This window comes from Oleiphilus sp. HI0066, from assembly GCF_001635725.1.
In genome coordinates this window covers 1-22140 of record NZ_LWFH01001145.1, presented here as the reverse complement: position 1 = coordinate 22140, position 22140 = coordinate 1, and the positions used below count along the sequence as shown (strand labels likewise).

The 22140-nt window shown below is 44.1% G+C and carries 22 protein-coding genes and 3 pseudogenes; 20 read left to right on the top strand and 5 right to left on the bottom strand.

What is annotated here, in order from left to right; translation table 11 throughout:
- From A3738_RS15200 to A3738_RS15125, 16 genes and pseudogenes are all read left to right on the top strand, one after another.
- The coding region (locus A3738_RS15200; RefSeq protein WP_082890056.1) for a serine hydrolase at window positions 1–1184 on the top strand (1184 nt) is incomplete at its 5' end.
- 527 nt (window positions 1185–1711) lie between these two features.
- Window positions 1712–2455, top strand: a complete 744-nt coding sequence (gene phnF / locus A3738_RS15195) for a phosphonate metabolism transcriptional regulator PhnF (RefSeq protein ID WP_068482026.1) — start codon at window positions 1712–1714, stop codon at window positions 2453–2455.
- Window positions 2456–2467: 12 nt separating this feature from the next.
- The gene (locus A3738_RS15190; protein WP_068500145.1) at window positions 2468–3385 is read left to right on the top strand and encodes a phosphate/phosphite/phosphonate ABC transporter substrate-binding protein; all 918 of its coding nucleotides are present in this window, start codon (window positions 2468–2470) and stop codon (window positions 3383–3385) included.
- 82 nt (window positions 3386–3467) lie between these two features.
- Window positions 3468–4250, top strand: a complete 783-nt coding sequence (gene phnC, locus A3738_RS15185; protein WP_068475465.1) for a phosphonate ABC transporter ATP-binding protein — start codon at window positions 3468–3470, stop codon at window positions 4248–4250.
- Complete coding sequence (phnE, locus tag A3738_RS15180; RefSeq protein ID WP_068482030.1) at window positions 4250–5242, top strand: phosphonate ABC transporter, permease protein PhnE; 993 nt, start codon at window positions 4250–4252, stop codon at window positions 5240–5242. Before phnC ends, phnE begins: the two co-directional genes overlap by 1 nt.
- A 69-nt stretch (window positions 5243–5311) precedes the next feature.
- Window positions 5312–5839: a phosphonate C-P lyase system protein PhnG gene (gene phnG, locus A3738_RS15175; RefSeq protein ID WP_068502217.1), complete on the top strand. Its 528-nt coding sequence runs from the start codon at window positions 5312–5314 to the stop codon at window positions 5837–5839.
- Window positions 5826–6410 (top strand): phosphonate C-P lyase system protein PhnH, encoded by a 585-nt coding sequence (gene phnH, locus A3738_RS15170; protein ID WP_068482036.1) that lies wholly within the window; start codon window positions 5826–5828, stop codon window positions 6408–6410. Before phnG ends, phnH begins: the two co-directional genes overlap by 14 nt.
- A complete protein-coding gene (locus tag A3738_RS15165) occupies window positions 6410–7528 on the top strand; it encodes a carbon-phosphorus lyase complex subunit PhnI (protein WP_068482039.1) in 1119 nt (372 codons plus the stop codon). The genes phnH and A3738_RS15165 overlap by 1 nt, the downstream gene beginning before the upstream one ends.
- Entirely contained in the window at window positions 7525–8418 is an 894-nt protein-coding gene (locus A3738_RS15160; protein WP_068482042.1) for an alpha-D-ribose 1-methylphosphonate 5-phosphate C-P-lyase PhnJ, read from the top strand. Before A3738_RS15165 ends, A3738_RS15160 begins: the two co-directional genes overlap by 4 nt.
- On the top strand, window positions 8411–9241 hold the full coding sequence (locus tag A3738_RS15155) for an ATP-binding cassette domain-containing protein (protein WP_068482045.1): 831 nt from the start codon (window positions 8411–8413) through the stop codon (window positions 9239–9241). The genes A3738_RS15160 and A3738_RS15155 overlap by 8 nt, the downstream gene beginning before the upstream one ends.
- A 16-nt stretch (window positions 9242–9257) precedes the next feature.
- Window positions 9258–10007 (top strand): phosphonate C-P lyase system protein PhnL, encoded by a 750-nt coding sequence (gene phnL, locus A3738_RS15150; protein WP_068475048.1) that lies wholly within the window; start codon window positions 9258–9260, stop codon window positions 10005–10007.
- Entirely contained in the window at window positions 10004–11155 is a 1152-nt protein-coding gene (locus A3738_RS15145) for an alpha-D-ribose 1-methylphosphonate 5-triphosphate diphosphatase (RefSeq protein WP_068482049.1), read from the top strand. The genes phnL and A3738_RS15145 overlap by 4 nt, the downstream gene beginning before the upstream one ends.
- A complete protein-coding gene (gene phnN, locus A3738_RS15140; protein ID WP_082869340.1) occupies window positions 11148–11732 on the top strand; it encodes a phosphonate metabolism protein/1,5-bisphosphokinase (PRPP-forming) PhnN in 585 nt (194 codons plus the stop codon). Before A3738_RS15145 ends, phnN begins: the two co-directional genes overlap by 8 nt.
- Window positions 11723–12472 carry a phosphonate metabolism protein PhnP gene (gene phnP, locus A3738_RS15135; protein WP_068502221.1) on the top strand — a complete coding sequence of 250 codons (750 nt, stop codon included), beginning with the start codon at window positions 11723–11725 and terminating at the stop codon, window positions 12470–12472. The genes phnN and phnP overlap by 10 nt, the downstream gene beginning before the upstream one ends.
- Before the next feature lie 42 nt (window positions 12473–12514).
- Window positions 12515–13372, top strand: a complete 858-nt coding sequence (locus A3738_RS15130; protein WP_068502224.1) for an EamA family transporter — start codon at window positions 12515–12517, stop codon at window positions 13370–13372.
- A gap of 281 nt (window positions 13373–13653) precedes the next feature.
- Window positions 13654–14802 (top strand): annotated as a pseudogene (locus A3738_RS15125) (IS30 family transposase).
- Window positions 14803–14852: 50 nt separating this feature from the next.
- Here A3738_RS15125 and A3738_RS15120 read toward each other — a convergent pair.
- Window positions 14853–15533 (bottom strand): annotated as a pseudogene (locus A3738_RS15120) (NAD(P)-dependent alcohol dehydrogenase).
- Window positions 15534–15919: 386 nt separating this feature from the next.
- Here A3738_RS15120 and A3738_RS15115 point away from each other — a divergent pair.
- Window positions 15920–16495 (top strand): TetR/AcrR family transcriptional regulator, encoded by a 576-nt coding sequence (locus A3738_RS15115; protein WP_197472401.1) that lies wholly within the window; start codon window positions 15920–15922, stop codon window positions 16493–16495.
- 403 nt (window positions 16496–16898) lie between these two features.
- Here the strand turns inward: A3738_RS15115 and A3738_RS15110 are convergent.
- From A3738_RS15110 to A3738_RS15095, 4 genes and pseudogenes are all read right to left on the bottom strand, one after another.
- Window positions 16899–17110 (bottom strand): annotated as a pseudogene (locus A3738_RS15110) (integrase core domain-containing protein); the annotation flags it as partial.
- A gap of 40 nt (window positions 17111–17150) precedes the next feature.
- The gene (locus tag A3738_RS15105; RefSeq protein WP_068502230.1) at window positions 17151–17930 is read right to left on the bottom strand and encodes a 2OG-Fe(II) oxygenase; all 780 of its coding nucleotides are present in this window, start codon (window positions 17928–17930) and stop codon (window positions 17151–17153) included.
- 40 nt (window positions 17931–17970) lie between these two features.
- On the bottom strand, window positions 17971–19308 hold the full coding sequence (locus A3738_RS15100; RefSeq protein WP_068502233.1) for an aldehyde dehydrogenase: 1338 nt from the start codon (window positions 19306–19308) through the stop codon (window positions 17971–17973).
- 5 nt (window positions 19309–19313) lie between these two features.
- On the bottom strand, window positions 19314–20111 hold the full coding sequence (locus A3738_RS15095) for a CmcJ/NvfI family oxidoreductase (RefSeq protein ID WP_068502236.1): 798 nt from the start codon (window positions 20109–20111) through the stop codon (window positions 19314–19316).
- A gap of 79 nt (window positions 20112–20190) precedes the next feature.
- On the opposite strand from A3738_RS15095, the gene A3738_RS15090 reads away from it, so the two are divergent.
- The 3 genes from A3738_RS15090 to A3738_RS15080 all read left to right on the top strand — a co-directional run.
- Window positions 20191–21093, top strand: coding sequence for a LysR family transcriptional regulator (locus tag A3738_RS15090; protein WP_068755817.1), 903 nt, complete (start codon window positions 20191–20193; stop codon window positions 21091–21093).
- 103 nt (window positions 21094–21196) lie between these two features.
- Window positions 21197–21733 carry a redoxin domain-containing protein gene (locus tag A3738_RS15085; RefSeq protein WP_068502088.1) on the top strand — a complete coding sequence of 179 codons (537 nt, stop codon included), beginning with the start codon at window positions 21197–21199 and terminating at the stop codon, window positions 21731–21733.
- Between the two features lie 101 nt (window positions 21734–21834).
- Window positions 21835–22140, top strand: a 306-nt coding sequence (locus tag A3738_RS15080; protein WP_197473875.1) for a low temperature requirement protein A, incomplete at its 3' end; no start/stop codon positions are given.

Here is a 22140-nt window from a genome sequence, read left to right as displayed (position 1 = left end):
TACTATTACTTGTTGTAATTGGTTGGATCGCTGTGTTCCAAGGCGACAAAGTTGAACGTTTGTACCACACGATGACTCTGTTTGATGGCGATAAAATCGTTCATAACTTCTCAAACATGCGCGAGGTCGCGCCAACGGTAGAGATCAAACCTTCAACAGATGCCTCTAAGTTTGATAGTCAGCCAGCACCATTGCCAATAGCATTTACTTACAAGAGCGAGCAGAGCGTAGAAGAGTATTTAGCGCGCACGAGCACGACAGCGTTGTTGGTGTTGAAAGACGGTTCAGTGACATATGAAGAGTATTATCAAGGAACCAAAGACACTGACTATCGTATCTCCTGGTCTGTCGCGAAGTCATTCTTGTCTGCTCTGTTTGGTATCGCCGTTGAAGAGGGTGACATAAAAAGCATTGAACAATCCGTGACGGAGTATGTGCCTGAACTTGTCGGAACAGGGTATGACGGTGTTCGGATTAAAGACGTATTGCAAATGTCTAGCGGTGTTGCCTTCAATGAAGACTATTACGACTTCAATTCTGATATTAATCGCTTTGGCCGTACCTTTGCATTAGGCGGATCATTCGATGATTTTGCGGCAAGCCTGAAAAACGAAAAAGAACCTGGCACATTTTTACACTACGTCAGCATCGACACGCATGTACTAGGAATGGTGTTGCGTGCAGCGACAGGAAGAGAAATAGCAGACTACTTTGACGACAAGCTCTGGTCGAAAATCGAACCTGAATCGAGCACTTACTACATTGTTGATGATGAAAATGAGCCAATGGTACTCGGCGGGCTGAATATGCGCACGCGTGACTTCGCGCGCTTTGGATTGCTCTACCTTAACAACGGAAAATGGAAGGATGAGCAGGTTATACCAGAAGCGTGGGTGAAGGCTTCAGTAACGCCTGACGCTCCGCATCTTGTGCCAGGTGAGCGGGACAACTCCTACATCAATTTAGGTTACGGCTATCAATGGTGGATTCCAGAAAATGCTGACCAAGAGTTCTATGCGATTGGCATCTACGGGCAGTTTATTTACGTCAACCAAAAGGCCAATGTCGTCATTGTGAAGAACTCTGCTCATCTAGAATTTGCAGACAATGACTATGAGTCGTTTTTTGAGGTCATTGCATTCTGCCGTGAGGTGGTGAAGTCATTGGAAATGATTGAGTCATAATCGAAGTTTGCCATTCGCGCTCAACGGGATTTTTGCTTCGTTCTAATCCGTCATTGCTGCGCAGGCGGCACAAAAGCGCTTTAGCGCGTTGAACAACCAACGGTCGGCCCGAAGGTTAAGCGAAGCGCATCATCTATTGTTTAAAGAGCAATGCATGGAGTTAGACAGAAGCTGACTTTAGTTCAGTTCCCTTGTCTATGCCTGTTTCAAGAGCTTAAGAGACCTTGAGTTAGTTTGGATATCGCCATTTACCAGCATCGCCTTTCTTGAAAAAGGGGACATTTTCTTTTGCTTAGGTTTTATCTCTCAAATTCACTTAGCTTGTTCAAAACTTAAAAGTGAAGATTCAACCTTGATTCTGTTTCTTGCTTAATAGCAATTATCTAATCTCTCTAAGTGCCCCGGGGACAGCACTGTGGTTCTTCCTTAAGCACACAAAAATAGATGTCATTTAAATGTCACGCGAAGGACACAGATTTGTAACAGCATAAAAATAACCTTAGAGAAAATTACATAGAGATGTCTAGATGTCTGTATATTCGATTAGTCGGGGTGAAGGTTCTGTCCCTGTTTATCGTCAAATTGCGCTTTGGTTGAAGAAAGAAATTTCCGACAATTATCAAGCTGGCGATGCGCTTCCTTCAGAAATTGCACTTGCAAAAAAACTGGGTGTTAACCGTCATACCTTGAGACGGGGGGTTGATGAGCTTGTTAGTGAAGGTTCCGTTGAGAGGCGTCATGGTGTAGGCGTTCTTGTGCTAGATAAAGTACATAGCTATTCAATTAACTCCCAATCAAGATTTACTGAAGCTTTTGAAGCCTTAGGTTTTGAGACCAGAAGCGCGTTACTCGCTAAAAAAGTGATCATTGCCAATGACGTTCTCTCTGAAAAATTAGAGATAGAAGGTGGCGCTCATGTCATACATCTTGAAACCTTAAGGATTGTTGAGCAACAACCTTTCTGCTTAATAAGTCATTTCTTGCCACTCAACGCATTTCCAGGTGTTCTGGATACATTTGAAGGGGGTTCTCTTCATCGTTTTCTGAAGTCTAATTTTGGTACCGGTCTGGCTCGAAAAGAAAGCGTGGTCAGCGCCGCATTACCGACTTCTGAAGAAGCTGCTCAGCTTTTAATGCCGAAGGGCGGACCAATACTGAAATCAAAAAGTGTTAATGCCGATGTGATTGGCGGTCGACCGATCGAATATGCCATTACGCGATTTCGAGGTGGTGCTACCGAATTATCTTTAAATTTCGATCTCAAAAACTAAGAGGATATTACTATGAAAATCAGAAGCTTAATTGCAGCCGGTATGGCTTGCTTGACTGTGTCTAGTGCAGTGTTGGCGGAATTGCCAGATGGCTCAAAAGGCAATCCACTAAGAGTTTTAATGGTACCCGCGGATACTGGTACAAATGATATTACGCAGGACTATAAGCCAGTCTTTGATGGTATCACTAAGAATTACGGTATTCACTTTGACGTAAAAGCGGGCAATAGCTACGCCGCTGTTGTAGAGGGGATGTGTAACGACCAGGCTGACATTGCTTGGTTTGGTGCTTCTACCTATGGTGAAGCTTACAATCGTTGCGGTGTTGATTTACTCGCTGTTGACGTCAAGAAAGGTGACTCTTCGTACTACTCAGGTATTTTCGTTAAGAAAGGCAGTGGTATCAACGAAATATCTGACCTCAAAGGACATAGTGTTGCATTTGGAAGCACAAGTTTTACTTCATCATTCAACTTTCCGGTTGCCATGATTATCGCTGCTGGCATTGATCCAGTGAAGGATCTCGACAAAGTTATTGTGGCGGGCTCGCATTCTGCGTCATTAGCGGCACTCGCGGAAGGAAAAGTAGATGCAGCGGCTGCATCCTATAACTCGTTCGGTAAAGCAGTTAAGAAAGGTGCGATTGACCCGGATAAGTTTAAGCCTCTTGCGAAATCTCAACCTATTCCAAACCCACCCCTAGCGATGAATAAAGGATTGCCTGGCTCGCTAAAGGCAAAGCTTAAAGAAGCGTTTAACACCATCCATACCAAGATTGATTCAAGCAAAATTCGTGGCTACGGCGGTAAGAAAGTTGATCGTTACGACGCTGAATTTGATGAGCAAAAAATCTTTGATGCGCTTGCCAAATTAGGTGCAGTCACGAAGCAAGTAAAAGAAGAAATGATTGCCAAGGCGGGTCAACGCTAATTTGGTTTCTTGGTATAGGAGTGAGCGCTCATGGATAGAGCTCTCGCTATATACCGATAGCATTAAAAACGAGGTGTTAGATATGCTTGCATTTGATTCAGTCTGCCGTCGATTTAAAGACGGCACCGTTGCTGTGAAGGATGTATCTCTTAACATTCCCCAAGGAGAGTTCTGCGTATTGTTGGGTCCTTCAGGCGCAGGGAAATCGACATTGATGAATATGATCAATGGTGTCGTAGAACCAACATCAGGCAAGGTGCATTTTGATGGCGAACCGATCACTCGCAGTAACCTGCGACAATTTCAGAGACATGTTGGCATGATCCATCAACAGTTGCATTTAATACCTCGACTATCGGTCCTACATAACGTCTTAAGTGGCTTGTTGCCAGACAAGAGTCTTTTACGCAGCTTATTGAAGTCCTTTCCTAAAGAAGATCAGTTGAAAGCTTTTGAGTTGCTCAATGAAGTAGGTTTGGAAAAGAAGCACTTGATGCGCAGAGCTTCGGAGCTTTCTGGAGGTCAACAGCAACGTGTTGCGATAGCCAGAGCATTTGTTTCCAGCCCGAAAGTGGTATTAGCAGATGAACCTGTTGCCAGTTTAGATCCTGCGATGAGTCGTAGTGTTTTAAATAGCTTAAAAGCTGCTGCCAAGCATCACGGTGCGACTGTCGTTTGTACCTTACATCAGTTGGATTATGCCTTGGAGTTTGCCGATCGAATTGTCGCGTTGCGTGCCGGTGAGGTGTTTTTTGATGGCTCGCCTGCTGAATTAGACAACCAAACACAACGAGCGATCTATGCCTTTACTCAAACGGAAGGGCAGGAGAAAAGCGAGCTTGCACTTGAAGAGGTAGCCGCCTGATGCAATCAAAGCAACGCCAATGGCAAGAGTGGCCCTTGCATCAAGCCGTTACGCCAAAACGTATATTTATTGTTTTCGTCGCTTTCGTGATCTTGTCTTTGTCGGCACACAATACCGAAATGGACAAAGCGGCAGTCGAAACTTCAAAAGCCATTGCATCAGCTATAGGCATCGGTGATTCGCAAGTACTAGACGGCGCTGTTCGTTTTGCCAGTAAAGCATTTCCGGTTCAAATTTCTGAAAGAACAGAAATCTCGAGAATCGATGAGTTTGATAAGGATAATCTTCCATGGTTTGCCTATACAGAAAAAGGTGAATTGAGAGAATATGACGCATTAGAAGATACATGGACGGTCGAGGAAACCGAGTTTCTGGTTGAACCAATCGGTTATTTACAGAAAGTGCTTTTCAAAATGTGGGAAACCATCGAAATGGGTTTTTGGGGCACCCTGATCTCAATTATGATCTCCCTTCCTTTGGGGGTTCTCGCAGCGAAAAACTATGCCCCTCACCGTATTTTCTACACCATTGCCCGTTTCTGGCTTAGTTTCCATCGAGCAATGCCAGAGCTAATTATCGCGCTGTTTCTCGTGCTGATGTACGGCTTTGGCCCTATCGCTGGTGTATTAGCCTTGGCTATTCATACAAGCGGTGTCTTGGGTAAGTTTTTTGCCGATGAAATTGAGAATGCACCCACGGGGCCTCAGCTAGCGCTCAAATCAGCGGGTAGCGGAAGCCTTAAAGTACTGCGTTACGCTGTGTTTCCTCATGTTCTGCCAGCTTGGATTGCGTATGTTCAGTATATCTTTGAACGAAATATTCGAACGGCAACAGTGCTTGGCATCGTCGGCGCCGGAGGTATTGGAATGGAATTAAAAGGTCGTTGGGATTTGTTTGATTACGACCATGTATCGACCATTCTTTTGGTCATTTTTATCACCGTTTTAATATTGGAATATGGCTCGCAAAAGCTGCGTAAAAAGACATTGTAGTTGGGCCTAACAACGAGCAAAAGCTTTCTTTTGCCTGGTGTTGTCTAGATATCTAGAAGAGAAATGCAAATGAGAAAGAACTTAGAACTGCCTAGATCAGAATGGATTAAAGCTTTAAGCAGGATTAAACGATCTGACTTAGTCGAGCAAGTCCAGGGTCTTGCAAAGGACTGGTTAATTAAACCGGTCAGTCCTCCTCAGTCAGGTTTAGGGGCATTGAAACTGAAAGAAAGCACATTATCTGAAGCCTTCTTTCTTGGCGAGTTTCCGCTATCAAGCGTATGGATAGAAATCACGACTCAGTCAGGTCAAGTTGTACAGGGGGCCGCCAACGTAATGCATGATGATATTGAATACGCAGAAACGCTGGCTATTTGTGATGCGGTCTTGGCGGAGGAGCTAGTCGGATTTGATCTCGTTGCTGCTTTGCTCGATGAAGGGCAGCGTCTGTTCGAAGAAAGGGAGTCAGCTCGTAGAAAAATCTTGTCGAGTACGCGCGTTGACTTTTCGCTTCTTGAAGATGCTTTAGATACTAATGACGAACCAGGCTATCAAGCTTCTGATAGGAAGGAGGAAGCATCCAATGTTGCAAGTTGATTCCTTGTGGCTGCCTCAATTACAGCAGCAACAATATCGCGAGTTACTTAATGCCATGTCTCGACCAGGGCAGCAAAACACGCTTCTTTACGGAAGGTCTTCTGAGGCTTCTCAGGTTGATTCAAGACAGACAGTCGGTGGCTTTTTGCCCTTGTTGGCGACATTGGCGGATTCTCAAGTATCGGTGTCAGATCCTGAGTCCTTAATCTCGGAAAGTGACTGGCGAATGTTGCAGGCAGATAAAACAGACCTTGAGACTGCCGACTTCATCATTGCGAAGGGGCAGCAATGTATCGTCCACGACCCTAAGTTAGGTTCACTCGCTAATCCGGAGCAATCAGCCACGCTGATCATCAATGTAACGGCCATTGGTCGAGGTGACTTAAAGCTGCAATTGATGGGGCCAGGCGTGAACGGCAAGATAACACTAGAGATTGATGGACTTGATCAGGCCTGGCTAGAGCGAAGAAATAGTTGGTGTTCCGCCTTTCCTCTCGGTGTCGATATTATTCTATGTGACCAGGAAAGCTTCATTGCATTACCACGCACGACACAAGTGGAGGTGATTTAATGGCATATGTTGCAGTAAAAGGTGGCGGCCAGGCACTTAGAGGTGCTGAAGGTGCGTTCGATTACCTTAGAGCGAGGCAAGGAGAGCAGGCGATTGATTCTGAATCGATTCGTCATCAACTAAGACTTCTGCACAGCCGCGTTATTTCTGAAGGAGGGATTTTTCACCCAGACTTAGCTTCGTTGGCAATAAAGCAGTTTCATGGCGATACACTTGAAGCATCTTTTGCGCTCAGGGCTTATCGATCAACAGTTCCCAGATTATTAGAAACACCGTTAACCGATACTAGCAGAATGCGTGTTACGCGTCGAATTTCGTCTGCCTTTAAAGATATTCCAAATGGTCAAATGTTAGGTGCCACCACCGACTATCAGCTTAGATTAATGCGAATGGAAATGTTTGATGAGTCGCCTGAAACCTTTCAAACGATTGCCAAGAAATGGTTTGCCGATATACCTGAGGCAAATGTACCGGATACCTTTCCAAAAGTGCTGGATGAACTGAGAAAGCAGGGGCTTCTTCCTCCTGAATCTGAACAGCATAGTTCTAATGATCCTTTTGATATCACGCGTGAGCCGCTGGTTTTTCCAGTTCCGAGGTCCGCGGCATTAGCCACAATGGCTAGGGCAGAGCAGGGCTCATTACTCGCCATGGCCTATTCAAATATGCGAGGTTACGGCGATATACATCCTACCGTTGCGGAATTACGTGTGGGTTATGTGCCTGTGATGCTACCTCACCCGATTACCGGTGAATTGACTGAAATTGGCGAAGTGGAAGTGACTGAATGCGAAGTCGTGGCCATGTACGAGGATGAGCAAGATGGGCAAAGGGCCAATAAGAAGGCCATGTTCACCTTAGGCTATGGCGCGTGCTTTGGGCACAATGAAGTGAAAGCAATTAGTATGGCGATCTTGGATCGTGCGCTTCAGAAAGGGATGCGAGACGGCCCATCAAATCCATCAGAAGATCCTGAATTTGTATTGCTGCATGTCGATGGCGTGGACTCTATGGGCTTTTGCTCTCATTACAAAATGCCTCACTACGTGACGTTCCAGTCAGATATGGATCGATTGAGAGCGACCCAAAATAAGCAAAGGGAGGCTGCAGAGTCATGAGTCAATACAATTTTGGATTTCTCGACGAGCATGCAAAGAAAGAAGTCAGGCGCTGTACCCTAAAAGCCATATCTATTCCTGGTTACCAAGTACCGTATTCAAGTCGGGAAATGCCAATGGGAAGAGGTTTTGGTACCGGCGGGCTGCAACTCACATTATCGCTGATTGGTGAAAACGATACCCTTAAAGTGATTGACCAGGGATCAGATGATTCAGTTAATGCGGTCAATCTTCGTGAATTTATCCAAATGACCTGCCCAGGTATCGACACAACGACGGATACAGAAGAGGCTGATATTGTTCAGTCTCGTCATCGTATTCCGGAAAAAGAGCTACGTGAGGATCAAATATTGGTCCTGCAGGTACCATATCCCGACCCGCTGGTAATTGTTGAACCCTCCGAAGACAAACGCAAGCAGATGCATGGAGAGGGTGATTACTCACGCTTGTTAGTTAAGCTATACGAAGACTTAGTGAAGTATCAAGAGATTACGATTTCACATCGATATCCTACTCGTATTAATGACTGCTACGTGATCGACCCGTCACCGATACCTCGTTGGGATGTTCCTAAGATACACCAATCAAAATCACTTATTTTGCTAGGAGCGGGTCGTGAGAAAAAAATCTATGCCGTCCCTCCTTACACAAATGCTGATCCTCTGGCTTTTGACGATGTGCCGTTTCGTGTAGAAGATTTTGATGACGAACACGGAAACCGTCGCGCCTGTAAGAAATGTGGTTCGACCAGCAGTTTTCTTGATGAATTTGTGGACTCTACAAATGGTCAAAAAGTCTATCAATGTTCAGACAGCGATTATTGTGAAAAGTTTGCAGCAGCTCGTGCCGCCAAGAATGAGTGTAGGCAAAAGGAGGCGGTGAATGGATAAGGTACTAGAAGTCAGAAATTTATCGAAAGTGTATGGCAATGGTTGTTCTGATTGTTTTGAACTAACGGGGCCTGAGGCGGATACCAACATATGCCCTAGTTGCGGGAGTGTTGTTGCGGCTCATGATCTTTCTTTTGATCTATATAAAGGCGAAATCTTAGGGATTATGGGCGAATCTGGTTCGGGCAAATCAACCTCAGTGAAGTGTCTTTATTTTGATGAAGAACCTAGTTCAGGTAGCGCTGTTTTTTATGATGAAGGTAAACAATACGACTTATTCAATTTGAATTCCGCTCAGCAACGTCAACTGGCTAGCCTGCGTTTTGGTATGGTTTATCAGAACCCCTACTTGGGATTGAACTTTGATATTTCAGCGGGTGGCAATATTGCTGAACGTTTGTTGATGTCTAGTGTTAGTAATTACAGCCATATAAGAGAGCGTGCAAGATCACTATTGCATCGTACTGAGGTGCCGACAGCAAGAATCGATGCATTGCCCAAAACCTTCTCTGGCGGTATGCAGCAGCGAGTTCAAATCGCCAAAGCCTTGTCGACGTATCCTCCACTGTTATTTCTTGATGAGGTGACAACGGGATTAGACCTATCCGTACAAGCGGCCATTCTCGACTTGATTATGGAAATACAGCAAGAGATGGAAACCGCCATGATTGTGGTGACCCATGACCTTGGCGTTATTCGTCTGCTTGCTGGGCGAACACTTGTGATGAAATACGGTCGAGTGATTGAGTCGGGCTTAACGGATCAAGTACTCGAAGACCCACAGCATGCCTACACGCAACGTCTTGTTGCCTCGGCACTATAGTAGGGGGGCGGATATTATGATCAATACTTCAATTAACCCTAATAACGACTGCTTACTTCGTGTTCAACGTTATGCAAAGAAGTTTGTCTTGCACGAACAGGGGAAAGTTATCCCGTCTTCGCAAAATGTAGAGCTTTCTGTTTATAAAGGGAAGCTTACTGCGCTTATCGGTCCGACTGGTTCAGGTAAATCAAGTGTACTCAAGGGAATTTATCGAACCTATTTACCTACCTATGGGCGAATACTCTATCAAACAGCGAAGGGTCATAAGATCGATTTAGCGAAAGCCAATGAGCACCAGATACTACAGCTAAGGCAGGATGAGATTAGTTTTGTCACGCAGTTTCTTCACATATTACCGCGCAAACCTAGCGAGTTTATTGTCGCTCAATCTCTTTTGAAACGTGGTGCAAGCATGCACGAAGCGCTGGATAGTGCTCGCGATATGCTGGCACGTTTGAATTTACCTGAACGGTTATGGAGTTTATCTCCGGCAAACTTTTCCGGTGGCGAGAAACAGCGAGTCAATCTAGCACGAAGCTTGGTAGCCAAGCCCAGATTGCTGCTGCTTGATGAACCTACCTCCAGTCTAGATCCCATTACGACCGACGTGGTGCTGGGTGAATTGCAGAAGTTGAAAGAGCAAGGCGTCGCCATGCTGGCTATTTTTCATGATCCAGCACTGGTTGAAAAAATGGCGGAGCACGTCGTTGAACTCCAAATTCCTAAATCCGTAGACCAATTACTAGAGATGACTCACGCATGAAGACACTGCTTACGAACGCTTCAATCGTACTACGCGACGAAATATTAAACGATGCCTCTTTGCTGATTGAAGACGGTTTTATTCACTCGATTAATCCTGATGAAGTCTCTGTGGAGCAAGTGATCGATTTACAGGGAGATCTCTTGATGCCTGGCATGATAGACATTCATTGCGACGCTCTGGAAAAAGAAGTTGAACCGCGCCCGAATGTTCACTTTCCTCTAGATTTTGCCTGTGCTCAGGCAGATAAACGCAATGCGGCTGCCGGGATCACGACTGTTTATCATGCCTTGTCTTTTGCGCATGAAGAACTTGGCGTGCGAAACAATGACTTTGCTGCAAATGTTGCGCGCGCTGTGCATGAATGGCAACCACATGCTTTGGTGGATAATCGTGTTCACTGCCGATATGAAATTACAGACGAAACCGGTGTGCCAATTCTCAAGAAATTGCTTGAGGAGGATGCGATGCACATGATTTCAATGATGGATCATACGCCAGGTCAGGGGCAGTTCAAGGACATGGCAGCTTACAAGAATTATTTGAGTCGCACGTATAAGAAAACTGAAGCCGAAATTGATGATATTGTTGAACGCAAGGTAAGCTCGGCTGCTGGAGCGTTTGAACGTATGAAAGAGCTCAGTACGCTTGCTCATCAACGTAATATTTCAGTGGCTAGTCATGATGATGAATCAGTTGAACGAGTAGCGACGATGAGAGAAATTGGCGCAGATATCTCAGAATTTCCGATTAACTTGGAAGCGGCCAAAGCTGCTAAATCAGCTAATATGGCAACCGTCTTTGGCGCTCCTAATATTTTGCGAGGAAAGAGTCAGTCAGGTTCAATGAAAGCGATCGAAGCCATAGAGCATGGCGTGGCTGACTGTCTGTGTGCAGACTATTCTCCTGCGGCTTTGATTGTGGCTGTGTTTGAGATTCCTAAACTAGTCGACATGTCATTAGCGGAGGCAATTAAACTAGTGACTTACAATCCGGCCAAGGCGGCAAGGCTGGAAGACCGTGGTGAAATTGCTTCAGGAAAAAGGGCAGACCTCATTGCCGTTGGGCAGCCCGGTGGTCTTCCCCAAATTTCACGTACTTGGAGCGCGGGAGACCTGGTTTTTCAGGTGCAATATGACCATGGCTAGGTTGTTTTATATCATCGGCCCTTCCGGTGCGGGTAAGGATTCTTTAATCCACTACCTGCGCCAACGCTGTCGTCCTGAGCACGGTATCGCCTTTGCTCACCGTTATATCACGCGACAAGCTGATGCTGGGGGGGAGAACCATGTCGCTTTATCGGAGGATGAATTTATACATCGCAAAGAAGCGGGATTCTTTTCTATGGATTGGTACAGTCATGGCACACACTATGGTATCGGCATTGAGGTGGAAAAGTGGTTAAGCCGCGGGATTAGTGTAGTGGTTAACGGCTCTCGCTCGTATTTATCTGTAGCGCGCAAACGTTTCGATATGCTGTATCCGATATTGATTCATGTTGATACCAACATACTGCGAGACCGCCTGGTTTCCCGTGGCAGGGAGTCTGAAGAGCAGATTGAAAAACGGCTTGCTAAAGCACAGCAAGACGAAAATCTTCTTCTATCCCAGAGCATTCCTTATGTTGAAAATAATCATTCTTTGGAGAAGGCGGGTGAGAAACTATTTGAAATGATTGTGACAAGGAAACTTTGTGCCAAAGAGGCTGCATCACTATGCAAATAACGCTCTTGGGCACGGGGGCGGCAGGCGGAGTTCCGCTGTTTGGTTGCCAATGTTCGGTTTGTAGTGCAGCGAAATCAGATCCTTCACTCAGGAGAAGGCCAGCTAGCGCATTGCTGGAAGTTGAAGGTGCGGCTTACCTTATCGATGCAGGAATCATGGATATTGGCGAGCGATTTGAAGCGTCTTTTCTGAATGCAATATTTCTAACACATTTTCATCCTGATCACGTACAGGGTTTGTTTCATATCCGCTGGGGGAAAGAGCCCAACATTTCGGTATTTTGTCCCCCCGATAAGGATGGCTGCGCTGATTTGTACAAACACCCCGGCTTGCTCGAGTTTATCCATCAAAAGAAATACGCGACTCTAAAATTGGAAAATCTTGAGGTGACTTCATTACCTCTAATTCATTCAAAACTCACCTATGGGTATTTATTCCAGTGTGCCGGGAAATCGGTGGCGTATTTCACCGACACAAAAGGCTTACCGCCTAAAGTGCTTGAATATCTCACTTCTACCGATTTGGAGTATCTGATTATTGATACAAGTTCTCCACCTGATGTTGACAATAGAAACCACAACAATCTCAACGAAACTTTGGCCTTACACGATTCTATTGGACCACGAAAGACGATCATGACTCACATTGGGCACGACTTTGATAGGTGGTTAAAGCAGCACGGAGATAAGCTGCCTAGTGATGTCATTGCTGGCTATGATGGCATGACCTTAACGTTATGAGCACATTCCAAGCACATAAACGGGTCAACTAGGGAGTAGCCCATGATCGATAATGCCTTCGCATTGTTGACGCTATCGGTTCTAATGCATGTCGCATGGAACGTAATGACTCGTTTAGCGGATCCGCGCGCAAATTTTTTGTGGTGGGGCTTATTGGCCCATACGCTTATTTTTGCGCCTTGGGCAATAACCAGTTTGGTTATCGAGGCTCAATGGAACGCTGAACTCATAATCGCCCTTTTTTTTTCCGCAGTAGCTAATGTATTTTATTTCTTCGCTCTTAGACGTGCCTATCACCTGGCTAGCGTATCGTTTGTTTATCCAATTGCCAGAAGTTCTCCAGTTTTAATAGCGCTTTGGGCATGGTTACTATTTGATGAACAGTTAGGCTTATGGGGCATGGCGGGCATTTTCCTTAGTATTTCTGGATTATGGCTATTAGCTAAGGTTGACCCGGGCGAGCGCACTGTCCCAGCGATGAAATGGGCATCACTTGCGGCGATAGGTACGAGCATTTATTCGCTGAGCGACAAAGTAGCAGTCAACTATCTACCCAGTTTTAGTGCTCAACTTGGCTATATATCGGTTGGGTATTTCGCTTCTTTCGTTTTTTTGTCAATTCAACAATTTAGAAGTATCGACACTTTTGTGCCAGAGAAAAGACCGCATTCGATATTGGTTGTATTGGGTGGTCTTTTTATTGGTGTTGCATATGCGCTTGTTGTTCGGGCTATGATCAGTTTACCTGCCTCATCGGCGGTAGCCATTAGCAATTGCGGTATTGTCTTAGCAACGGTCATTTCAATATTGGTGTTTAAGGAAAAGCAATTGGTTTTAAAGCGTTTAATATGCTCTGTATTGATATCGATTGGAATTGGCTTGGTGGTTACCGATCTATGAAATATCTCATCTCCCAGGAATTAGCAATAGCGATGTTTCCTTTATACTGATCGATAAAATCTGTTATGACACATAGTTCTCTTTAGTTGTTGACCGCATTCTAATTTTAAGCAATGAAACTACTTTTGTTGGTTTTGTCTGAATTCTTTTCGTCAGGGTTTATGCGATCTGAGGATTGAAAGAGTCGGTTCAAACAGATCTCAAAGGTTCGCTATTCGATCTAAATTTAATTGATCGTCGCAACACTCTATTTTTATATCTAAAGATGGAGGCAAAGCGATATGGTTTACAAAACTAGAATTTTTCATTCTGAAGAAATTAAAGATTTTATCTGGGATAGATACAGCGAGGGAGAATCAATAACTTCAATTAGTCGATCATCTAGCTCTGTATACAATATTTTTTCACCGACAGGAAGCATCAGACAGTCTGAGCGCAAAAGATCGCCGTGCGCCTTGTCAAAATAACAAATGGAAGAAATCTCTAAAGGTATAGTTGCCAAGTTATTCATCAGTCAAATTGCGCACAACCTTAATCGTTCCCCATCAACAATTACTCGCGAAGTTAATCGTTATGGAGGAATTAAGAAGTATCGTGCGGCGAAGGCTGATAGTCGTGCTTGGGAGGATGCTAAACGACCTAAACTTTGTAAGTTAAAAGAAAATCCTCATTTAGTACCCCCCCTTGAAAAGAAATTAGGATTGAAGTGGTCTCCTGAACAAATATCGTGCGGGCTAAAAAAGGCTTTTCCAAAGGTTGAATCGTACCAAGTGTTGCATGAAATGATCTATAAGAGCTTATTCATACAAGCTAGAGGCGCATTAAAGAAAGAGCTCCAATTGCTATTGAGATCAAAGAGATTAATACGCAGAGCAAGAACTTCATCATTAAAAGGAGAAGGTCTTGGCGGGATACCAAATGCAGTCTCCATCCTTGAACGACCTGTTTCGCTCGAAGACAGGGCTTTACTAGGTCACTGGGAGGGAGATTTAATACAAGGAAAAAAACTACGCTTTTATAGCGACGTAAGTAGAGCGTCACACTCGCTATTCAATACTCGTTAAGGTTGCTGACAGAAAATCAGATACGGTGATCAATGCGTTAATCGAGCAAACTAAAAAGTAACCTGTTGAGTTGTATAAGCCACTGACTTGGGATCGTAGCCATGAGATGAGCTCACAACAAAAACCTACGCTAGCGACCGACATTCAGATTTACTTTTGTAATCCTCAGAGCCTTTGGCAAAGAAGTAGCAACGAGAATACTAATCGCCTACTGAGAGATTATTTTCTGAAAGGCACAGACCTGCCAGTTCACTCTTAAAAAGAACTGGATAACATTGCTAGAGAGTCAAACTCTCGATACGAAAAACATTGGAGTCTGATACCCCTGCAGACCGATTTAATGAGTGTGTTGCAGCGATCCATTGAATTCAGCGATATTACAGGACCTTGTATTAAGCAATTAGGAATCGTCAGGGTTAAGCACCTGCATTACCCGAAATCTTAATCACAATCCTGCCTTGTTTGCCTTTAGCCCGCAGTCGATCAAAAGCGCTTTGGTAGTTTTCAAAGGCATACACGCTATCGACATATGGCTTTAGCTTTCCTTCTTTAACCTACTCGGAAATTTGTGTTAACTGTTCATGATCACCTCTATCCACCATCAGATAATTGGTTTTCTTAGCAGTAAAGAAACTCGCGACTATATTCAACAAATGCTTATTCGGCTCAGCCGGTATAAATCGTCCTTTTGCTTTCAGAAGATGCTTAATCTCTTTGAATAGTTTTTGATTGGACAGATCTAACAGGACATCAAAGGTTTCCGTTAAGCTTTCGATTGGCTGTTCGTGATAGTTGATGACCTTATCCGCCCCCAGTGAATTTAAGAAGGTCTCCTGCTCTGCTCCAGCGATGGCAGTCACCGACGCACCGAAGATCTTCGCCAACTGAATGGCATACACCCCCAAGCCGCCTGATGCACCATTGATTAAGACTCTCGAGCCTTGAGTTAGACCACCGATGTCTCGCAACGCGACTAGGCTAGTCAGAGCGCCCAAGGGCAATGCCGCTGACTGCTCAAAGCTCAATCCATCTGGTATGAGCGCGATATAGTCTTCACTTACTGAAATGTATTCCTGATGTGCCTTTACGCCCTTCATCAAGTTCACGTAGCCAAACACCTTATTACCTTGTTTGAACTTACCACATCCCTCTACCACGATACCTGAAAACTCAATACCCGTTTTCACCGGATAATTGCTGCCCAGTATCTTAAGTAAAAAGTCATACTTCCCCTGAATATTTTCGGCATCCAATTGATTGACGGAAGCGCAGACGACCTTAACCAGGAGCTCATTGCCTTTTGTTTTTGGCAATCTCAAACCCTCTTTAAGGCTGATACTTTTATTCTCCACAACAAGCGCTTTCATCTGTTCTCCTTTATATTCAATCAAAGAACTAGGTCATACGACCTAGTTCTGGAAAATATAGGTCGAACGACCTAAAATATCAACAATTGATTTAAAGAACTAACCGGATTCTAAAAGTGAAGCTAAACGCAAAAACTGAGAAAATAATTGATGTAGCATTGGAGATGCTTAAAAACCAAGGCAGCTTCGGAGTGACCATGCGCCAAGTGGCAAGTCATGCCGACATGTCACTCAGTAATGTTCAGTATTACTTCAAGAATAGAGACGAACTGTTAAAGGCCATGGCAGACCGATACTTTGAACAATGCTTAGATGAACTCAGAAGCATCAACACTTTAAAAGATCGGAATAGCCTAGAGGAAAAACTTTCACCTTTGATCAGCGCATTTCTAAGCCAGGGCGTCCATCTCTCTGACATGTGTAGAATCTTCAGAGAATACTGGGCAATCTCTAGTCGCAATGACGCCATCAAAAAATATATACTTGAGTACTACAAAGAAATGGCCAGTATTCTCATGGCCAAATTACTCCCCGTAGCACACAGTGAAAAAAGTGCTGCCGAAACGGTTTCATTAATTATTCCTTACATTGAAGGGTATTCAATTGCTGGGATGGCTATGCCAGAAGGAATTGAGAGGATGACAGAACTAATGGTTGTGTTTTGTGTTGGAGTGATAGATGGAGAGTCATGAAGGCCAGTATTATATACACCGTGAGAAGAATCAGGTTTGTTCAGCAATAACCATATCGCTAACGTCACCTAACCTCTTGAAGCGGGTATAGTGATCGGTGCGACACTTAGGTCGGCTAATGTCTACAAGTAAACCTCACAAATAGACAATATCGGACCTTAAGTTCGGACATCAGAATGGAATTCTGAGTATTCACTTTGTTCGAAAAGCAGACATTTATTTATAAAAGCTATCGTTCAAATAGGCTCGAAAGTAAATAGATAAATACTCGGTCAAAATGGACTAATTGCCGTTATTCCAACTTGAGCTGATAAAATCCGATTTTACGAATAGTAGCTGTCAAGTCAGACTCAATTTAAGAATTTTTCCTTTAGATCCATTTACCATCAAGTAAAGTTTTCATTCACGCTCTCCCACAACACTTTTTACCTTGATGAATTCGTCTTTGTTGTAAACTAGCCATTCACCCAGATCATGCTGCAATTCCTCAATCGAACCATAGAATATACGTCTCCAAGTAGGTTGATTGAGCTTCAACAAGATCGTTTTATGGAACCTTTCACATATTCCGTTCGTTTTTGGATGGCAGATTTTAGTTTTGGTGTGCTCAATGTCAGCACCAATAAGTACGAAAGTTTTTCGCACAAGCAGCGCGCTATACGGTGAACAGTAAATCGGTCCGAATAATATATTTGGTTCCTTTAGAGATGGGCTGAGAACTGTGTAAACAATGCAAAGGATGATGCCCGTGTGGAAAACAAAGGACACCACCAATAGGTGTGCGGATATCAACTTCCTTAACCGATGCATTTCCTCGTGCTGGCTGCGTTGAATCTTCTAAGTTCACCAAAAACCTTGTTGCGCCACCTTCAAAGTCTTCGTTAAGTAAGATGAGAAATGTCATCTGACTATATCGATCTGGATAAGCGTTATGAATAAGCTCTTCATTGACCACTCGTGAGCCAGGCCACGCTCCATCGATATGATTCTTAAAAAAGTCGCCCTCGCTATAGCGGTAAAAGCGAAATCGTGCATTAATCCCAACAGCCTCTTGGTTATCAAACATCTCTGGATTATTGTTGGTTAAGTGCTTCACACGTTCCCAGATAAGCTGATCGGTAGCCTCATCAGTCACCCAAGTAAGATTATCGTTATGTCTGATTTCTCTAGGTAGAGACACCGCCGCATCTTTTAAATAGCCTAGCGTCTCGGTAATCTCGATAAATCGCTTACACTCTTTCTCAGTAAAAACATTCAGCAGCTGAAACGCGCCTGGAACCTCTGGTATGTCTTTACGCTTCACCTTGTTAATCTCAAATAAGGTATCCAAATTAATTGGATTTGATTTACGGTTAGCCCAAGTTGGTAATGAAGGGTTTTCTGCACCCGCTTCACGCGCCACCACGTAAAAGTCACTATTCATTTCTGTACTCATTCGCAATTCTCCGAACTTCAGTCTTTACCAATCTGATTTTTTAGTAGCTCATTACTCGAACTTGAGTAAACTGACGATTCCCAGCTTTTGAGCCGTGGAAACCGAAGCCACTTTGTTTCGCACCCACCCACGGTGAGTCTCCCATTCCACCGACACCTTGGTTAACGGATACCATGCCTGCCTCAAGCCTCTCTGCGACCTCTCTGGCATTTGCACCGCCAAACACGACGGCTCCTAATCCATATACCGAGTCGTTTGCTCGCTTAACCGCTTCATCAATTGAATCAAACTCTGCAATGGCGACTACTGGACCAAAGGTTTCTTCATTCTCCAGGCGCATTTCTTTACTAAGGTTTGAGACAACTGTTGCTTCGATATAAGGCGCTTTCTGTCGAGCATATCCAAGCAAAAACCTAGCGCCGTTCGCCTCAGCATCAATTAACTGATCTACAATTTTTTGATGTTGATGAGGGTTTACAATGGGGCCAATATTTACACCAGGCTGATTCCACGGACCTGTTTGATATTGACTGGCAACCGCAACAACCTCATGTTCAAATGCTTTAGCAATACTTGCATCAACATAAACCCGCTCCGTAGAGGTGCACATCTGCCCAGCATTTTCGAATGAGCTTGCGACAGCGAACCTAGCAGCAGCTTTAAGATCAGCATTGCGCATAACAATCATTGGATCATTACCACCAAGCTCCATTACAAGCCTTTTCAGATCTAGCGCAGCACCAGCCATTATGTTTCGACCAGCCTCGAGCGACCCGGTAAAAGCGACCATATTTATCTCCGCTTTAACGAGTGCTCTACCCACTTCACCAGCACCATGAACAATTTGTACTAGGTTCTCAGGCAAGCTTTCCTGGAGCGCTTTAACAAACAAGTCCGCTACCAAAGGGGTATGTTCAGAAGGTTTGAGTATCACACTATTACCGGCAACCAATGAGGGGATAATCAAGTTATTAGCCATCGCCAGCGGGTAATTCCAAGGAGAAATTACTGCAACCACTCCTAATGGTTGGTATTGAATCTGGCTTCTTCCTCCTAATGATTCCGGTCTAAATGCATCCAGTGCACTATTGATAAAATATTCCGCGTTATGAAGCACGCCTCTTACCTCAAATCCTGCACGACGAGCATCTTTTCCCATTTCCAAACTAATGAGTTGTGATAACTGCTCCAAATAAGGACTTAACTTTGCATAAGCGCCTGTAACTGCCTCAGCTCTCTCCTTTAAAGTTTTACCTGCCCAACTTCTTTGAGCGGCTCTACTAAGTGATACCTTTTCATGTAGCTCGGTATTCGATGTAATACTGACGTGTCCTATAACCTCTTGGTTAAGGGGGTTACGAGATTCCAATAACGACATGCTTACTAATCCTCAAAGAAGGCGATTGTTCGTAATTCAATGCTGTTGCGTGCGTTTCTATATTCCTTTTGTACTACCTCGTCGGCCGCGGAGTGAGGAACACCATTTAGATCTGACGGCATTTGACTATCAAACACCTTAAGCAGAAGTGCTTCTCCTGGCTCCATATGTGAAAAATAAATCCATTGATGCTTCGGGTTATAAGAAATCGCCGCCAGCTCACCCGTTCTATCCGGGTAGACTAGTTTCAATGGGTGATAGTCTTCTCGACCAACAGTGCGCATATCCACCATAGCGAGCGGAGATTCTTCAACTTTGTGATGAACGGGAATCCACAAATTAATGAATTTGTAGCGCTTGGACCTTAACCCAAGATCTAACTTGGTTTCTTCTAAGCGTCGATAATCAGCAGATTTTGACGTGTAATCGTTATGGACTGTCTTTACCGGTGCACGATTATGAACGCTTAGATCATTTCTATTCATAGAGCGGTAAGTATGATCGAACACTTTTACAACGTTGGCGCCATGTCTTGATCGCAACCACTCTGCAACCTTTGGATATAAGACACTTTGTATAGCCTCATCATTCTCATAGTCAGAGAATCCAAGCTCAAGATTCGTTAACTCGAAACCGTTTTTGTCTAATGAGTAAGTTTCGTTTTCCAGACGCCCATCTTTTACGCTTACCACCCTGCGATCGATAGAATCAATTAACTGTTCACTACCGGGTCCAAGGTGTGTTTGATCATATACGTGATCAATTCCAGGTGTCGCATAGTTCACTCGGTATTCAGCATGCATGGTTTGAACCTCAAACAAGAAATAGATGATGCGAGTTTAAGGATCTACAGATACAATTAGAAACAAGACCTTCCGATGAGTGATACAAGTGAAACCTTTAAACAGAATCGATATCCGACAACTGCAAGTATTAAGAGCTCTGTTACAAGAAAGAAATTTGTCTCGCGTGGCTGACCAGCTGGGAGTCACGCAACAAGCCGTGAGTGATCAACTCCGTAAGTTACGCGATACGCTAGATGATCGCTTATTTGTGCGAACCAGTAACGGCGTGATCCCCACGCCATTTGCAGAATCACTCCAGTTAAAAGTGGAACACATTATTGAGTCAATTGAAGCGTTATTAGAACCTGAAACTTTCGAGCCTAAAACTGTTACACGAACTTTCACTTTGAGTTCAACGGACCTTGAACAGAAAGTGATATTGCCTCAGCTATTAAGAATAATTCGCCTAGAGGCGCCAGGTGTAAAGCTATCAGTCAGGAAACTTGAGATCGATCAGATCACCAATGCCTTATTAACCGGAGAAGTAGACTTAGTCATTAGCAACCCTTCCTTCGTACCATCAAACCTACCAACGCTTAATTTGTATCCTGAAAGCTACACCTGCGTGGCTTCAAAGAATAATGCGATGGTAAGTAAGAAAATGGCTATTTCTGACATTGCAAAAATCCCCCAGCTAGTTGTCTCGCCTTCACGCGGTGACTTTGTAGGTGCAGCAAATGATTGGTTTGAACAACAGGGGCATCCGCGAAACGTTGTATTGTCTGTACCTACGTTTACCGCCGCAAAAGCCTGTATAGCTGAGAGTGATTTGTGCGGCTTTATTCCATCTCGACTACTACCTGATAACGACCTAAAAGTAATTGAGCTTGATAGGACAATTCCAGGGTTTGATGTCATTGCGGCCTGGCACCAGCGTAGTAATCAAGACCAGCTACATAAATGGATTCGCAATAAGTTAGTTAGTGTCTGCTCCCGATAAAATTGGTCATTGCGTGCTAGGTCACCAAAAAGTAACTAATTGTTTTTCTGTCGAAGCCACCAATAATAGTTTTCACTAGTCATCATTATTGGAGGCCAAATTCATGAGCACATACAAGTTTGAAGCTGGAGCAACTTTTCCATCGATCACCAAATCAACTCTCGAAGGCACAACACGGGACCTAAGCAAACCTTTAGAAGGAAAAGACTGGCAAATGCTTGTCGTGTACAGAGGTAGACACTGCCCATTGTGTACACGTTTCCTCAATCAATTGACGGTATATAAGCCACGCTTAGAAGCAATAAATATCGATCTGGTCGCTATATCAGGTGATAGCAAAGCGCAGTTAAAGGAGCACACGAGTAGGCTGGATGTAGATTTCCCGATGTTCTACGGCTTATCTTTAAAAGAAATGAAATCTCTGGGGCTTTACATCTCACATCCCCGCTCAGATCAGGAAACGGATCACCCGTTTGCTGAACCGGGGCTCTATGTCATTAATGAACATGGAACGCTTCAAGTAGTGGACATATCGAATAATCCTTTTGTACGTCCTGATTTAGATAATCTTATTTCGGGCCTAGAGTGGATTCGTAGCAATAACTATCCGATTCGCGGAACCTTTTCTTACGATAACTAACACCTTATTGCCACACACAAAGACTTAGAAAACAACATGTGGCTGCCTGATTTGCGTCATCCTAGGCCCCTACATGTTGCGTATTAGAGAGCAATTTTCCTATGGCATTACAAGATCACCCAATGTGGCGAAAGCCCCAACACCATCATGATTTAGATCATGCTCATGACCACGTACATTGGGTAGAGCTGTTCTATGACTTGATTCATGTGGTCACAATCTTTCTTCTCGGAAATTACTTATCACACCATTTGAACATAGATGGCTTCTTGGTGTTTTGTGGAATCTTCATTGCATTGTGGTATGCCTGGGGTGAGCTCAGTATTTTCAACTCTATTTATGTCAGCACGGATATTTGGCATCGTATCATTATGTCAGTAATGATCTGTACATTGATGTTTATGGCC